Raw genomic sequence first — 17,065 nt, forward strand, 5'->3', positions numbered from 1 at the left:
CTATATGATTCTATGAATTATGGGAAAATATCTTATAATATAAAGGGTAGATTAATTATCCTAAAGGAGTAACATCAATGAAACAAGCAACCCTTCTATTATCTATAGATAATAATCAAATTAATGAATTTATTCGTATGAATAATGGAACTATTGTTTCATCTTCAAACATGTTAGAAAATGTGAATCTATTTGAAGAACCAAATTTGATTGTCACAAACCTCCCAATCTCTAGAGAAAAAAGAATTCGTATTTATACATTACTGAAATCACATAATTATTATGTTTCTTCTTTGTTACTTCATGCACCATTAAATGTTATTTTAAAGGATACCTTAAATGCTGAAGAAAGAATATTTAATTATAAATTCATGGGACCACCAAGAATTGGTGTTGATTGTGATGAGATAACTGTAGGCAATAATTATCACTTTTTAAAACCCAACACAAACTTAGACGATGTACTTATGTATTCAAAAAAATATGGGATATTAAAAACAATCAAAGCATATATACACGCTGACTATCGTGAAGAACTTAAAAATATCGCATGTGAACACGAAACACCTTATCACTTAGAATCTATCCATGAACATATTGATATGTGTATCATAAATTCCAATACCCAAACACTTCAAACAACGGCCTTACTACACGATTTAGGGAAAACTGTTTGTAAAAACGTTGGTTCTTATAAAGGACATGATAAATTATCTAGTTTATATGCAATGATGTTCTTTAATGATGTAGAAAAAAGTACTTTAAATAACTTTGATATCATTGAGATAATCAACCAACATATGCAAGCTCACAAAGGCATTTCAGAAAAAGTCATTCAGGAAAGTAAACTTAACTCATATATTCTTAATCAAATTGAATTATTTAAACAAATTGATGAAAAGAGTCGCAGAACAGGGAAGTAATGCGACCTTTTTATTTTTTAAAAGATGTAAAATAGATGTAATCAAAGGGGGTACATGATGAAAAAGAAATCTATTAATTATTGGATAAGTTTTGTTATTTTGGTTGCAATGATTTTAACAACAAGTATATTATCAATTATTGTCTTAATTACAAAAAACGATCCTAACGAACGTTTAGGAAGTCATATTGCAACAATTTTAATTTCAGTCGTATTAATTTTAATGTTGAACAATAAACGTATAAATGAATTTATTTTAACTTATGCCGTAATTTATGTATTTATTGCTTTATTTTTAGGTGCTAGTTTAAATCTATATAACACCGTATCGTTTATTCATTATGATAAGTTTGTTCATGTTTATTTTGGATATACAGCAACATTTGTTGGTTTACTTATTATGAGTAAATTAACTAAGATGTCTGAACAAAATAGATTATTCATCATCTTATTTATATTTTCATTTTCTCTAATGACTGCTGCGGTTTGGGAGTTTATTGAGTTTACTGGAGATAAGCTATTTGATACTGTGACTCAAGGGCCTGCTTTTTATACTTATGATGGTAGAAAGATTATTGATGTCGGTGAAACGATGTTTGATATGATTTCTAATACAGTAGGAACAATTATTTTTATACTTCAATATGTTTTCTTAAAAGAAAAAGCAATCACCAAATCGATGATTGCAAGTGCTTTAAAGTAATGCAGAAAAACCTCTAAGTAAAGCTTGTAACGCGCGGTAAATAAAGTTTCTCTTGCGCAACATATGTGCAGTAATTAGTTTACTATTTTGAACTGTTTTATCATAATATTTAACCATGTCTTCTATGGTTGTTAAATCATCAAACCAAACATTATTTTCTAAGTGCATATATAGGCTTCTAAAATCTAAATTAGATGTACCAATCATGGCAACCCTATCATCTGCAATAATCATTTTTGAGTGAATAAATCCTGGTGTGAATTTATATATTTTGACACCATAAGGAATCAGTTCAGATACGTAGGATTCCGATACCATATATACTAACTTTTTATCAGGGATGTTTGGAATAACAATTTTTACCTCAACACCGCTTTGTGCAGCCATTTTAAGTGCTGTATTAATTTCATTATCTAAGATGAAATAAGGAGCAGTTATATATATTTTTTCTTTTGCATCATTAATTAATTGTAAGTAAATTGATCGAGCAGTATAATTTTTATCAGTCGGAATATCACCAAATGGAATATATAAGGCATTATTTTGAACTTTGTATTCACGATAATATTTTCTAAATTCCATTTTTTCTTTTTTTGAGAAAGCCCAATTTTCTAAGAATAAAACAGTTAGTGACCAAACAGCTTCTCCTTCTAACATAATGCCGGCATCGTTCCAATAACCAAACACCTTCTTTTTATTGGTATATTCATCACCAATATTAAATCCACCAGTAAAAGCAATTTTATTATCAATAACCACTATTTTTCTGTGATCTCTGTAATTCATAGAAAATTTAACTCTTAATCGCATTGGATTAAATCTAACAACTTTGAAGCCTAGTTTTTCTAATGTCTTATGGTAATGAAATGGAAGTTTAGTCGCTGAACCTAAATCATCGTAAATGATTCTAATTTCAACACCTTCTTTTTGTTTCTCTTTAAGAATTTGGAGTATTTCATCCCACATCTTAGATTTAGTGATAATAAAATATTCCATAAATATATATTCTTTAGCTGACTTAAGCGCCTTTAATAATTCTTCTTGTTTTACCTGTCCATTTGGTAAAAATTTAGATATTGTATTTTCATAACTAGGAAAATGTAACCCTGTTAAAAATTTTTGATGTCTAAGATAATTATCATGGTATATCGATTCAACTTTTTTTAATTCTCTCATTCTTCGTTCTTGCATCTCATTCATGAGCGTAGATTTTGAATGTGATAGTTTCTCTGTTCTTGAATAACTATATAATATGACACCAAATAAAGGGAATACTAATATGATGATAATCCAAGTTAATTTAAACATTGGATTTTCTTCATCTGCCATAATGTAAATTGTTATTAAAAAACTTAGAGCAGTTGAAATGATGGAGATATAGTACCACTGATTAGCAAACTCTAAAATCAACGTGGCAACTAAGATAATTTGAGCTAAAAAGATGAGACCTAGAAATGTAATTCTGCTTGTTAATAAAGAAATTAGTTTTCTCATTTATACCTCCTATTAAACGTCTTGTGTACCTTGATTTTATCACATTATTATATTTATTATATATTTCGTCATTTTTATCAAATTATTGTTTTTTATGTAGATATTTTAAAGAAAAAAACATCGTCTAATTTCCAACGATGTTTTTCAACTTTACATTTTATTTATAATTGTTTTAATTCGCTTTGCAAGGCCGTATACTTCATCGGTTGTAATACCACAGAGCGCTATTCTTAAGCCCTCATCCATAGGAATTAAGTATATCCCTTGTTCTTTAAGTTTTTCAAAATCTAAAACTGGTTTTTCTGACTTTACTAAAACGAAGAATCCACCTCGATAAGGATAAATAGCTAAATTAGCTTCTTTGGCTTCTTTGATGAAGATATCCCCTCTAACTTTTAAAGTATTGGTTAATCGATTTAATGTAACTAAATAACTATCCTTTTTATTTACAAGTTGATTAAATATATTTACTCCGACACTTGGTGCAGTGCTCCATTTACCTAATGCATCTTCGTATGCGTTTTTTTCGAAGTAATTATACTGTGATTCGTTATGATGTAACCCAATTAAACCACCCAGTCTTACACCATACATAGCAAACGATTTAGAGGCACTAAATGAGATGAGTACTTCTGTGTGTGGTGCTAGGCTCATGAAATATTCAAAAGTTCTTCTAGCTTCTTCATACCCTCTTGGATCATAGTCAAAATAGGCTAAGTCATACACTAAAATGATGTGATTATTATTAAACTTATTAAGTATTGAAACGATCTTTTTCCATTCGGATTCACTTAATTGATAACCCGTTGGATTTTGACAAGGGTCATTGATGACCACAATAACAGTTTCTTGTATTCTACATAAATACGCTAATTCCTTTTCAAATGATGCTAAATCAAACGCATCACCTAAGAACATGTTATGTTCATGAATTAATTTTTTAGCAGCGCTTGTGAAATATTCATAACGCCAACGCAAATTCGATACTAAAACTTTGTCATTAACATGCCCATAACTATTAAATATAACAGATAAAGCGCCAGATCCCCCTGGCGTTGCTAAACCAGTTAACTTATATTTTGATTGAATCATTTCTTTTTTATTTGATAATACCCAATCAATTGCGTTATTAACAAATAAATTTCCTCCATCTGTTGCACCATATTTAAATGTTTCAAATAAATCAATGTTATAGTATGCTTCTTTAACATCATTAATGATTAATTTTTTTTCATCATCATAAAACATACCTATTGTTGCATCAACAACAGTCGAATCTTTTTGTTTATGTATTTGTGCTTCTTTTGCGATGGAAAGAATGTCAATTTTACCCATATAATCTCCTATAAAATAGGGAATCTTTGAATTGTTTGATTGCGATCTGGACCAACAGAGAAGATTGCGACTTTAATTCCTGTTAATTCCTCTATTTTTTCAATATATTTTTGTGCATTTAATGGTAATTCCTCAAATGATTTAACTTGTGTAATATCTTCATCCCAACCAGGTAATGTAATAAAGTTTGGTTCACAACGTAAGAAGTCTTCATAGTCACTTGGGACATTGAATATTTCTTTACCATCTAGGTTATAACTTACAACAATCTTTAGTTCTTTAATTTTTGATAAAACGTCTAATAATGTGACTGCTAAGTAACTTAATCCGCTTACACGTTTTGAATAATTGATAACAACTGTATCTAACCAACCAATTCGACGAGGTCTACCAGTTGATGTGCCATATTCTCTTCCAGTTTCTCTAATGTATTGTGCTAACTCATCAAACATTTCTGAAGGGAATGGTCCACTACCAACTCTAGTCGTATATGCCTTTGTAACGCCAATTGCACCTTTAACATACCATGGAGCAATACCTGTATTTAAAGGTACAGATGCAGCTGTCGGACTAGATGAAGTAACATATGGATATGTACCATGATCTAAACATAACATAACACCTTGTGCACCTTCAAATAAAACCTTATGATCATGAATTAATTCATTTAACAAATACGATGTGTCTGCAACAAAAGGTTTCATATACTCTGCATACTTTTCATACTCACTAATAATCGCATCAATATCTAAAGCTTCTTTACCTTTTGAAATTAAGATTTTATTTTTTTGTTCAACAATTTGACGAATCTTTTGTTCACGTTTTTCTTTATTAATAAAACTTGATACACGCATACCTGTACGAGCTGCTTTATCTGTATAAGCAGGTCCAATACCACGATTGGTCGTACCAATACCATCTGTTTTTTCATTTAATTTATCCATTTCAATATGTGCTGGTAAAACAATATGTGCACGGTCAGAAACAAATAATTGATATTCATTTTTAATCTTAGATAATTCTTCATAAAACGCTTTTGGGTTGATTACCATTCCATTAGCCATAATATTTTTAATATTCTTATTTAAAATACCTGAAGGTAATAAATGAAGCGCATATTTCTCGTTGTTAATAACAACCGTATGTCCTGCATTATTTCCACCTTGATATCTAACAACCACATCTGCATTTTGTGCAAGATAATCGGTTATCTTACCTTTTCCTTCATCTCCCCATTGAGATCCTACAACAACGATGTTTTTCATTATTCATCCTCCAAAAAAAAGAAATTGGTTCTAAACCAATTTCCATTTTATCACGTATTCTTATGCTTTTGTTTTTATAACGATAATTTAAGAAATGATTGATTGATTAATATCTGTTTTTAAGTAAGACTCTAACAGTTCACACGCTAAATATAACCAATGTTCTTTATGTCCTCTGGTAATCATGTTAACCTCAACATGTCCTCGCTTATCAGCTAGAGATACTTTTGTCTTGCTGTTAGTCGCTGCATACAGTAATTTGATACCATCAACTTTTTCACTTTGATCTAATGAGAAAATCATTCGAACTGAATCTGATTCTCTTACTGTCTTTTCAATACCAACTTTACTTGATAACTTCTTAAATAATTTTTCATGCATATAAATTAAGACTTCTAAATCAATTTGACCGAAGCGGTCTTCTAATTCTAGTTTTAAATCTTCTAAGTCTTTTAACGAATTTAATGCTGCAATACGTTTATGTATTTCAATACGTACTGGATCATTATCAATATATTCTTTAGGAATATGACGGGATGCAAACACTTGATCTGGCACTTGTGATTTTACTGGATCTTCCATGATACCATTCATTACCTCATCCAATAACTTCATGTACATTTCCATACCTACCGAATCAATGAATCCAGATTGCTCATCTCCTAAGATATCCCCTGCACCACGAATTGCTAAATCACGAAGTGCAATTTTAAATCCACTGCCTAAATCTGTGAAGTCTTCAATGACGCTTAATCGTTTTTTCGCCTCATCATTGATATTCTTATATGCATCAAACATCAAGTATGCATAAGCAATTTTATCACTTCGACCAACTCTACCCCTTAATTGATACAGTTGGCTTAAACCGAGTTTATCCGCATCATGGATAATTAATGTATTCGTATTTGGTATATCAACACCTGTTTCGATAATTGTTGTTGATACTAAAACATCAAATTCTTTTTCTATGAATGCTTGTAAAACTTCCTCTAGTTTATCTTTGCTCATCTTACCATGTGCGGTTGCAATTCTAGCATTAGGAACTAATTTTTGAATTTTAGCCATAATTGCTTCAATTGTTTCAACTCGATTATATAGGTAGAAAACTTGACCACCACGTGCTAGTTCACGATCTATAGCATCTTTAATAATGACATCTTGTCGCTCAACTACATATGTCTGAACCGGATATCTATTCATTGGAGGGGTTTCAATCATAGATAAGTCTTTTAACCCATACATTGCCATTTGAAGTGTTCTTGGAATTGGTGTTGCAGATAAAGTTAGTGTATCAACATTCACCTTCATTTCTTTAATCTTTTCTTTGTGTTCTACACCAAATCGTTGCTCTTCATCAATAATAAATAAGCCTAAATCCTTAAACTTAACATCATCACTTAAAAGGCGATGTGTCCCAATAACAACATCTATATACCCTTTAGCAAGTTTATCTAAAATTTCATTTTGTTCTTTTTTAGAAACATAGCGCGATAGTAAGGCAACATTACCGCCATACTTTTCAAAGCGTTCTTTAAAACTATAATAGTGTTGACGTGCAAGTACTGTTGTAGGTACCAAATATGCAACTTGTTTTGCATCTAAAGTGGCCTTAAATGCCGCTCTTAGGGCAACTTCAGTTTTACCAAACCCGACATCTCCGGCGATTAGTCTATCCATTGGACGTTCGTTTTCCATATCTTTTTTAACAGCTTCAATTGCTAACTTTTGATCTTTTGTTTCTTCATAATTAAAATCATTTTCAAACTGTTCCATCATCTCATTATCTCGACTAAATGCAAACCCTTTGGCTTCCTTTCGCATTGCATATAGCTTAAGTAGTCTATCTGATAAATCTTTAATTTTCTTTCTAACAGCTGCTTTTGTTTTACCCCATTGTTTACCACTTAATTTTGATAACTTTGGTGGTAAATCATCACCGCGACGATATTTTAAAACAAGTTCAATTTGATCGGTTGGTACATACAGTGCCTCATTGTTTTCATAAATAATATGAAGGTAATCTCGTTTTTCACCTGATAAAGACATGGTTTTTAATCCTAAATATTGGCCAATACCAAAATCATAGTGAACAACATAATCTCCTTCTTTAAGTTCAGATGCATCACGAATCTTAATTGCTTGGTTAATTACTGAGCGATATCTAATTCTACCTGTTTGTTTGCTTGTAAATAAAGATTCATCAGTTAAAACAACAACCTTATTTTGTGTATCTAAGAATGACCCTGGTAATCCTGAATGCATAATATTTAGTTCACCAGGTTTAATATCATTATCATTAAAATTCACTTTATGTGAACTTAAGAATTCTTTTAGTTTCTCATAATTTACTTTACCATTCATTGCACAAATAACAGTGAATGCTTTATACTCATTTAAAAACATTAAGAACGGCTCTAAGAATCCTTGGAATCCCTCAACATCGAATACCTTTAAATCCTCCGTTATTACATCTGCTGCATAATATAATTCAAATGATAAATGATCTTTATTTAATATGTAATCTAAATTTAATCTAAATGGTAATTTTGTGAATGTATCACCAAACATCGTTTCGCTATAAGTTTTTAAGTCTTGTTGATTAGATTCTTCATTAATTAACATCTTATATTTATCAACTAAAATAATTTCATTACGATTTCCAAAGTCAAGGATAGTTGTTTCATCTGAATTAAAGAATGAAGTATATAAACTTAAACTGTCCATTCTTTTTCTGTTTTTTAGATTCTCAAAATCAGTATTGTACTTATTTATTTCTTTTTCTGATAAATCAATGTTTTCAAAAAACGACTCAAATTGTTTTAATGCTACTTCTTTTTGTTTATCTGTATAGAATAATTCATGAAGTGGTGCTAAATCAATTTTATCGACAGATTCAATGCTTTTTTGCGTGAGGACATCAAATGTTTTAATTGATTCAATCTCGTCCCCAAAGAAATCGATACGGAATGGGTCTTTATGATCATGTGTGAAGATATCAATAATTGATCCTCTCACACTGAATTCACCTGGTCGTTCAACAGTAAAGTTATATTGATAGCCATCATAAACTAAGCGTTTGATTAAACTTTGAAAATCATATGAACCATTTTTATATAAAGTCATTACACTATTTTCATAATCTTGTGGTTTAAGTTGACGTTTTAAAATACCCTCTTGTGTTGTAACAACAACATACTTTTGTTCGTTTTTTAATAATTTTCTTAAGGTGAATAATCTTTCGTTTTTAAATTCTGGTGAGCCTAGTGCCATCATTGAAGTTAACATTTGGTCACTTGGATAGAATAAAACACACTCATCACCTAAGATATTGCTTAGCTTATCATAGTATTTTTGAGCGTCGTATAAATTAGGAAGAACGACAAAGATATTTTTATTATTTTGATAATATTTTAATGTGATTAAAAATTGAACGTAAGCATGGTTAACATTCTTAAAATCGCTTTGTGAGGCTTTAATTTGGTTTGTCTTATTATATAATTTTAATAGTTTTTCATACATTAATTCTACCTCCAGCATAACCAAGAAAACCCAGACTTATTCAGCCTGGGGGGTGTTATATCTTGTCATGATATTGTTAAATTTTTCATTTTTAATCCATTCAAAAATTGCATTGTACCCTAAATTAATTGCAGGAATTAATTGTTCTAATTCTTTAGGTGTAAACTTACCTAATACATAATCAGCCTTATTCATAATCGGATTGTCTCCGATACCGACACGTAATCGTTTAAAGTTTGCTGTGCCCAATTCTTGGATAATATTTCTTAATCCATTTTGACCACCGTGACTTCCTGTTTCTCTCAATCTAATCTTACCAAGTGCTAAGGCTGTATCATCTGATACAACAATGATATCATTAAGATCAATCTTATAGTAATTAGCAATCTTGCTTACCGCTTGACCTGATAAATTCATATAGGTTAAGGGTTTTGCAAAAATAACTTGTTCACCTGAGATATTTGTTTTTACGAGTGCTGCATTTAATTTATTATCTACTTTAATATCTAAGTTTAATTCACTTAAGAATTTATCAATTAAGATAAATCCAACATTGTGTCTAGTTTGAGTATATTCTCTGCCTGGATTACCTAACCCGACAACTAACTTCATTAAACTTCCTCAATTCTATTGAAAATTTGAGAAATTGGTTCATCATTTAAGATGTGGATAATTGCTTCACCTAATAAAGGTCCAACAGATAATTGTTTAATCTTCGGTTGTTTCTTTTCAGGTGCTAAATAAATTGTATCTGTAATAACAATTTCTTCTAATACTGATTTTTGTAGTTTTTCTGTTGCGTTATTTGTTAATACACCGTGAGTTGCAGCTGCATATACTGATTTTGCACCAGCTTTAACTAAAGCTTCAGCACCAGCCATTAATGTGCCGCCTGTGTCGATGATATCATCAATCATAACACAAGTCGCACCTTGAACATCCCCGATAATATTCATCACTTCAGCCTTATTTGGCTCAGGTCTTCTTTTATCAATAATTGCTAATGGTGCTTGTAAGAATGTTGCAAAAATTCTTGCTCTTGTTACACCACCATGGTCAGGTGATACAACAACTACATTTTCTAATTTTTTCTTTCTGAAATATGATGCTAGAAGAGGTGCTGCTGGGAAGTTGTCGATTGGAATATCGAAGAACCCTTGGATTTGGGCAGCATGTAAATCTAAACATACAACACGATTTACACCGGCTACTGTTAATAAGTTAGCCATTAATTTAGCTGTAATAGGTTGACGAGATTTTGCTTTTCTATCTTGTCTTGAATAGCCATAATAAGGCATTAGAATTGTGATTGATGCTGCTGATGCACGTTTTAATGCATCTGCTAAAATTAAAATTTCCATATAGTGATCGTTGGCAGGTTGACTTGTTGGTTGGACAACAAAGACGTGATTACCTCTCACTGATTCTTCTATATTGATTGTCATTTCCCCGTCTGCAAATTTAATTACTTCAACGTTTGAAAGTGGAATATTAGCAGCTCTAGCAATTGATTCCGCTAATGGTCTATTTGCAGATAATGTGAACAATTTCACTTTTTTATCTTCTATACTCATAAAAATACCTCTCTTGTCACCTCATTATATCACTTTAAATTATATTTAGCCAACAAAAAAAGACGTATTTAAACGCCTTTATTGGAATGCTCTATTTAGTCCGCTATATTTTCTGGTTGTTGAGTTTCAAGTGCTTTTTGATATGCTTTTACAATTGCATCTTCAACAGCTTTACGCATGTCTTGATGAATAGGATGTGCTATATCTCTAAATCCACCATTAGGCATCTTCTTGCTTGGCATTGCAACAAAAATACCATTTTCCCCTTCAATAACGCGAATGTCATGAACTACAAAAGCATCGTCAAATGTAACAGTAACCACGCCCCTTAATCGTGAATCACTTGCTACAAGTCTTACTCTCACGTCTGTTACTTGCATTTGCCCCTCCTGGTTGTGTTACTAAGTTACTTTTATTATAACATATTTTACAGTAAATCAAAGCGCTTACATCTTAAAAACGTTATCATATTCGGTCATAAAACAAAAAGGGACATGCCCTTTTATTAATAGTTGAATGATTTTGTTATTAAAATGAAATCTTCTACGCTTAATTCTTCAGCGCGTGCAGTTTCTTTAAAACCTAATTTATTTAAAAATTGTTGTAATTCAATCTTAGGTATATTAAATGTCTCAGACAAGTTATTTACCATTGTTTTACGTTTATGCATAAATGCAGATTTCACTATTTTTTCATATAATATTTCTTGTTCTTTAGGTAGACGTCTATCAATCTTTTCTAATTTTACAACCATTGAGTCGACTTTAGGAACTGGATTAAACATTTTGCGATTAACATTGACCACTCGACTTACCTTTGTGTAATACTGTAAGATTGCAGAAAATCCATTATATGTTTTTAAATTACGATCGCTGATGATTCTATCGCCAACTTCTTTTTGAACCATAATGGTTGCTGTTTTCAAGTGATCATACTTTAAAAATTCAAAAATGATTGGTGTTGTAATATAGTAAGGTAGGTTACCAACTAAATGTACTTCTTCATTTTGAAAATAATTTAATAAAGTTTTTGTTACATCATCTTCCATAAAATCTTTAAATATGAACTGCGCTTTTTCACTTTCAAATTTCTTTAAAGTGTCTACTAAAGAAAGATCAATTTCATATGCTAGATATTTTTTTGATTGTACAGTTAAAAATTGAGTTAAAGCGCCAAGCCCTGGTCCAATTTCTAATACATTTTTATCTTTAATATTTGCTGAATCCACAATTTTTTTAAGTAAGTTTGTGTCTGTTAAAAAGTTTTGTCCAAATTTTTTCTTAGCTTGATGCTCCATTTAAAACCCTCACTAAATCCTCTTTAGTTAACCCTAACCAAGTTAATCTTTGAAGAAGTATTTTTGTATTACAGTGTCCGATATGATAATAGTCAGTAATAACTTTTCTTAAATTAAAGGAGTTAATTTGACCAGTTAATCCTAATTCATAAAGCGTATGAATATTAAGATCTGTTTTTATCTCTTGCTCTTTAACTTCATACTGAATCATTTCCCTAATCAGTTTAAAGTCAACATGTTCAATTCCAACTTTTTTTCTATTTTTCGAAATTGATGCTTTTCTATCAAAGAAAATATGCTTTGGATTGGAAAGTTTACTAGCGAGTGTTTTTCTAATTTTTTCACCTGGAAAATCAGGGTCTAATAAAAGTACAATTTCAAATTTGTCTTGATTATGAATCAAAAAATCTAAAACGTCTTCTTTTATTTGAGATCCTCCAACCGAAATTGTTTTAATTCCTTTTATACATTGTTGTAGAACGGCCTCATCATGCGTTCCTTCAACGATAAACAGTTTTTCTTTCATAATTTTTTATAAAAGAATTTATAGTCTGACTTATCACTTGAAGTAACAAGTGAATGAACAATTGATGAGTATGAAGATAAAGGAATCACTTCATCTTTTTCGGTTAAAATATGGATTTGGTCGCCAATAGTTGAACTTGCCTTATAAGCGGTTTGTTGTACAGATGTCTTTAGCGTGAAATAACGTTTTTCTTCATCTGTAATCTTGTTTAAGATTTCATTAATCTTATCTTTATTTTCTTCTTTATCATCGATAAATTCCCAGATATGTCGATTTAAGAAATCATTTGATAATGTTTTTAAAATTGGATCTTTAGACTTCAAGAAGTATGCAATTAATCCATTCATATAATAATCATCAATTTCTAAATAAGCATACATATCGTGTGGATTATTTAAGATTTTCTTTAAACTTGTTACATCATGTTCAAAGTCAAAGCCTTTTTGTAATAAATCTTTAACTCTTAAGTAGATTTTTTCTAAAATGACTTCATATGCACGAGCTTTCGGATGATAATATACTTGCCAGTACATATGGTATCTAGCAACCAAATAGTTTTCAATTGCGTGAATACCACTTGCTTTAAAGGCTAATCGGTTATCTTTTACAACCACAACTCTCATTAAGCGGTCTAAATCAATATGCCCATATGCTGCACCAGTAAAGTATGCATCGCGTTCTAAATAATCTAATCTATCAATATCTAATTGACTTGATATGAGTTGTTGGATTAGTGGGAATTTACCTTGTTTTAAAATAACTGAGGCAACATCTTCAGCAAAGTTTTGATCAACTTCGTCTAAAATACTTCTTAGTTCAGGATGATTAACGATTAAGCTTGCACCAATCTTTTCATGATTTACATGAAAAACATATTCAAATGCGTGTGAATAGGCACCATGTCCTACATCATGAAGTAATGCAGCTGCATAGAATAATAGTTTTGATCTTTCATCAAGTACTTCATCAATTTCTTTAATCATACTGAAGCGATAAGCAAGTTCATAAACACCTAGAGAATGAGAAAATCTTGAATGTTCTGCAGCATGGAAAATCATGTGTACACCAGATAATTGTCTAATTCTTCTTAAGCGTTGAAATACTGATGAGTTGATTAAGTTAGTGATTAGTTCATAATTGATATGGATATAACCATAAAGTGGATCACGAAAAACTTGTTGTCTCTCTCTTTTTTTCATATATATTTCCTTATAACAAAAATGGCTTATTAAGCCATTTTTTATTCAACGATTTCGTATTTTTTAACTAATTGAACAGTGTCACCGTTCTTTAACATGAATGCATCGCCGTCATCTGTATCTAAGTGACAGTCTAATCTAAAGTTTTCATGTACACGACATAAGATATTATCTAAGATACCAGCTTTAATACCATCAATTTTGATTGATACGATATCTTTATCTTTAACACCAAATTCTTTAGCTTCTTCTAATGAGAAGTGAATATGTCTATCAGCGATAATTACACCTTCTGATAATTCAACTTCACCTTTAGGTCCAACTAATTTACAAGCTCCGCTGCCTTTAACATCACCACTTGATCTAACTGGTGCAACAAATTTGTAGCGAATAGCATCTGATTGTGAGATTTCAACTTGGCTCGCAGGTCTAACTGGTCCTAAGATTCTAACTCCATCTAATACTAAACCTTGTGGGGAAACAACACTTACTTTTTCCTCCGCTGCGTATTGGCCTGGTTGGCTTAATGGTTTGAAAACCTTAAGTTCATAGCCTTCTCCGAATAAAATTTCTAAATGTTCCTTTGTAACGTGAACATGACGTCCTGATATACCTACTGGAATACGTTTCATAAGTTTTTAACTTCCCTTCTTTATAAATCACTTAAATTATACCACCATTTGCAATCGACGACAACAAAACAAGGTGTTATAATGAAATAAAGGAGGTTATTTATGGAAACTATATTTACAAAAATAATCAATCGTGAAATTCCTGCGTCAATTGTATATGAAGATGAACTAGTTATTGCATTTTTAGATATTACACAAGCAACAATGGGTCATACGCTTGTTGTAACCAAAGCCCCATATAAAAATCTTTTTGAAGTACCTGAAGAAACTTTAAAACACTTATTTGGGGTTGTTCAAAAGTTATCTGTTGCAATCTATAAAGCCTTTGATGCGAAGGGCTTAAATTTACTAAATAATAACAATGAAACTGCTGGTCAAACTGTTTTCCATTATCACGTTCATATCATTCCTCGATATGAGAAGGATGATTTAACGCTAGGCTTTTATAATCACATGAGTGAATTAACAAGTGATGATTATAAAGAAAGAGCAGCCTTAATTAAAGCTGCTCTATTGTAAATTCTACGCCATTTGGTTTATTATCGCATCGAATAGATAATCCAAACATACCTAATGTTTGTTTAACAATTGCGAGTCCTAAACCGAATTGTCCTTTACTACCTTTTTCATATGCTTTAAACATGCGTGGTAAGAATTCAGGATCAATTTGCTCACCGTCATTATAGATGGTGAGTTTTTTATTTTGAAGTTGAATAATAATTTTTGATTGAACATAGCGTACTGCATTATCCATGATGTTAGAAATAGCTACATATAGATTTTCTTTAATCATTGGGTGTACCCAATCTGAATCTATATTTAAAGTGATTTCTGCATGGGTAATATATTTATAATTATTAACAATTGAAGTTAATACTTCTCTCATTGAAACATCTTCTAACTTTTGATCACTCTTAATATATCCAAGTTTATTGTATTCCATGATTTGAAGTACTTTTTTATTTAAGATGTCTGCTTGTTTAATAATTAATTGGGCAGCATCAGTATCTTCAATTCCATCTAAAATGGCTTCAGCATAAGATTTAATAACTGCAATTGGTGTTTTTAAATCATGCCCCATATTTTGAACCATTTCTTTTTTTGTGCGTTCATTTTCTTTAATTTGATTTCGCATGTTATCAATCGCGTTAGCAAGTGATGTAATTTCTTCTGCAGCATCAATTCTAACATCTGATTGATAGTCAGTTTTAATCATATCATCTATCTTTTCTTGAAGTACTTTCAGTTTAGAAACTGTTGTCGAACTCCATAGCCAAATAATGACATTTCCTAAAACTAAAATACTTAAGAATGCAAGTGTCGCATAGAATGGAACACTACCTGTCATATCTTGAATATACTCGGTTGCATTTGATACAACAACAACCGCAAATTTAGGTGTTCCCATTGGATGAGAAACAATCCCCATATATGCGATATCCTTGTATCTCACATAAGTAATTGTTTGATTACTTCTTGTCGTATTGTTTTCAAAGTATTCACTAATCACGTGCTCTGCAACATAATTAATATATTCTTCTGATACATTTTCATTTGAATATAATGCGATTGAACCATTTCTAATAATTAAATAATCATTATAAATCGACTTATGATCATACTCTAGTTCATTTGTATAAGGATCGTAATCCACACGAACTTGAGCATAGTAATCATTTAAATAAGCCATGTTTTGATTTTCTATTCCTTTGGTAAAGGATAGATTTAAGATAAATATGAATATTATTCCACTCAAAACTGTTACAAACGTGAAAATAATATTAATCTGGGTCGCTAGTTTAAAGCGATTCATAATAGGCGATAGCCATATCCATATATAGTTTCAATTCTAAGTAATGGCATTTTAGATCTTAAACGACGTAATAAATCATCCATTACTCTATCTGAACCTACATAATTCTTTCCCCAAATTGTTTCAAGTAACAGTTTTCTTTCAATTGGTTGTTGCTTGTTTTTTAAGAAAACTAGTAACATTTCAAATTCTTTATTCGTTAATTCAATTTGTTGATCATTATGTCTAATTTCTCTTGAATCTAATGAAATGCTATATTCGCTATAGCTCATTTGACCAGGACGCGCTTGTTTACGTTTTAATACTGCTTTAACACGTAACATTAATTCTCTTGGAGAATAAGGCTTAGCAATGTAATCATCTGAACCTAATTCAAGTCCTTTAATTTTATCTAGGGCTTGGTCTCTAGCACTTGTGAAAATAACCGCAGCATCAGGATTTGCTTTGTTAATCGCGTTAATTAAATCGAAACCATCGATTTGTCCTGATAACATGATGTCAAGAATCCATAAGTCTACTTGATCACCAACGTGTTTCATCGCAGTTTCACCATCATAAAATACTGTTACATCATAATTTTCGCGTACTAAGTATTTTCTAATAATCTCTGATAAATCTTTTTCATCTTCAACATAATAAATTTTCATTTTTTTCAGTCCTCTTTATATCCCTAATTTTAATATTATTTTATCACACAATTATGTGATAAGTCTCGAAATAAGAAAAGCCTCGAGATTAGTTGCTTAATCACCGAGGCTTTTCATTGAGAGAGAAAAACGAAGTACC

Annotated in this window: 15 protein-coding genes and 1 pseudogene; 3 read left to right on the forward strand and 13 right to left on the reverse strand. The window is 30.8% G+C overall.

Features of this window, described 5'->3' with window-relative positions:
- Window positions 1-77 precede the first annotated feature (77 nt).
- Window positions 78-923 (forward strand): hypothetical protein, encoded by an 846-nt coding sequence (locus EXC59_RS05235; RefSeq protein ID WP_035369900.1) that lies wholly within the window; start codon window positions 78-80, stop codon window positions 921-923.
- Between the two features lie 57 nt (window positions 924-980).
- Entirely contained in the window at window positions 981-1,625 is a 645-nt protein-coding gene (locus EXC59_RS05240) for a hypothetical protein (RefSeq protein ID WP_035369898.1), read from the forward strand.
- On the opposite strand, the gene cls is transcribed toward EXC59_RS05240, so the two are convergent.
- The 11 genes and pseudogenes from cls to EXC59_RS05295 form a co-directional block, all read right to left on the reverse strand.
- Complete coding sequence (cls, locus tag EXC59_RS05245; RefSeq protein WP_035369896.1) at window positions 1,617-3,119, reverse strand: cardiolipin synthase; 1,503 nt, start codon at window positions 3,117-3,119, stop codon at window positions 1,617-1,619. The genes EXC59_RS05240 and cls overlap by 9 nt on opposite strands.
- A 150-nt stretch (window positions 3,120-3,269) precedes the next feature.
- The gene (locus EXC59_RS05250; protein WP_035369895.1) at window positions 3,270-4,454 is read right to left on the reverse strand and encodes a pyridoxal phosphate-dependent aminotransferase; all 1,185 of its coding nucleotides are present in this window, start codon (window positions 4,452-4,454) and stop codon (window positions 3,270-3,272) included.
- Between the two features lie 8 nt (window positions 4,455-4,462).
- Window positions 4,463-5,719 carry an adenylosuccinate synthase gene (locus EXC59_RS05255; RefSeq protein WP_035369893.1) on the reverse strand — a complete coding sequence of 419 codons (1,257 nt, stop codon included), beginning with the start codon at window positions 5,717-5,719 and terminating at the stop codon, window positions 4,463-4,465.
- An 87-nt stretch (window positions 5,720-5,806) separates the two neighbouring features.
- Window positions 5,807-8,827 (reverse strand): annotated as a pseudogene (mfd, locus tag EXC59_RS05260) (transcription-repair coupling factor); the annotation flags it as partial.
- Between the two features lie 447 nt (window positions 8,828-9,274).
- Complete coding sequence (gene pth, locus EXC59_RS05265) at window positions 9,275-9,850, reverse strand: aminoacyl-tRNA hydrolase (RefSeq protein ID WP_035369891.1); 576 nt, start codon at window positions 9,848-9,850, stop codon at window positions 9,275-9,277.
- The gene (locus tag EXC59_RS05270; protein ID WP_035369889.1) at window positions 9,850-10,812 is read right to left on the reverse strand and encodes a ribose-phosphate diphosphokinase; all 963 of its coding nucleotides are present in this window, start codon (window positions 10,810-10,812) and stop codon (window positions 9,850-9,852) included. Before EXC59_RS05270 ends, pth begins: the two co-directional genes overlap by 1 nt.
- A gap of 95 nt (window positions 10,813-10,907) precedes the next feature.
- Window positions 10,908-11,192, reverse strand: a complete 285-nt coding sequence (gene spoVG / locus EXC59_RS05275; protein WP_035369887.1) for a septation regulator SpoVG — start codon at window positions 11,190-11,192, stop codon at window positions 10,908-10,910.
- 125 nt (window positions 11,193-11,317) lie between these two features.
- A complete protein-coding gene (gene rsmA / locus EXC59_RS05280; protein WP_035369885.1) occupies window positions 11,318-12,109 on the reverse strand; it encodes a 16S rRNA (adenine(1518)-N(6)/adenine(1519)-N(6))-dimethyltransferase RsmA in 792 nt (263 codons plus the stop codon).
- Complete coding sequence (locus EXC59_RS05285; protein WP_035369883.1) at window positions 12,093-12,635, reverse strand: toprim domain-containing protein; 543 nt, start codon at window positions 12,633-12,635, stop codon at window positions 12,093-12,095. The genes rsmA and EXC59_RS05285 overlap by 17 nt, the downstream gene beginning before the upstream one ends.
- Window positions 12,632-13,834 carry an HD domain-containing protein gene (locus EXC59_RS05290; protein WP_162164068.1) on the reverse strand — a complete coding sequence of 401 codons (1,203 nt, stop codon included), beginning with the start codon at window positions 13,832-13,834 and terminating at the stop codon, window positions 12,632-12,634. The genes EXC59_RS05285 and EXC59_RS05290 overlap by 4 nt, the downstream gene beginning before the upstream one ends.
- A 41-nt stretch (window positions 13,835-13,875) precedes the next feature.
- Window positions 13,876-14,466 (reverse strand): phosphate propanoyltransferase, encoded by a 591-nt coding sequence (locus tag EXC59_RS05295; protein WP_035369881.1) that lies wholly within the window; start codon window positions 14,464-14,466, stop codon window positions 13,876-13,878.
- Window positions 14,467-14,568: 102 nt separating this feature from the next.
- On the opposite strand from EXC59_RS05295, the gene EXC59_RS05300 reads away from it, so the two are divergent.
- Window positions 14,569-14,985, forward strand: coding sequence for an HIT family protein (locus EXC59_RS05300; RefSeq protein ID WP_035369879.1), 417 nt, complete (start codon window positions 14,569-14,571; stop codon window positions 14,983-14,985).
- On the opposite strand, the gene EXC59_RS05305 is transcribed toward EXC59_RS05300, so the two are convergent.
- Together EXC59_RS05305 and EXC59_RS05310 are read right to left on the reverse strand one after the other, a co-directional pair.
- A complete protein-coding gene (locus tag EXC59_RS05305) occupies window positions 14,966-16,156 on the reverse strand; it encodes a sensor histidine kinase (RefSeq protein ID WP_035369877.1) in 1,191 nt (396 codons plus the stop codon). The genes EXC59_RS05300 and EXC59_RS05305 overlap by 20 nt on opposite strands.
- Window positions 16,157-16,275: 119 nt before the next feature.
- Window positions 16,276-16,926, reverse strand: a complete 651-nt coding sequence (locus tag EXC59_RS05310; RefSeq protein ID WP_162849176.1) for a response regulator transcription factor — start codon at window positions 16,924-16,926, stop codon at window positions 16,276-16,278.
- Window positions 16,927-17,065: the final 139 nt, after the last annotated feature.

It is taken from the genome of Acholeplasma hippikon, from assembly GCF_900660755.1.
Taxonomy (GTDB): Bacteria; Bacillota_I; Bacilli_A; order Acholeplasmatales; family Acholeplasmataceae; genus Acholeplasma; species Acholeplasma hippikon.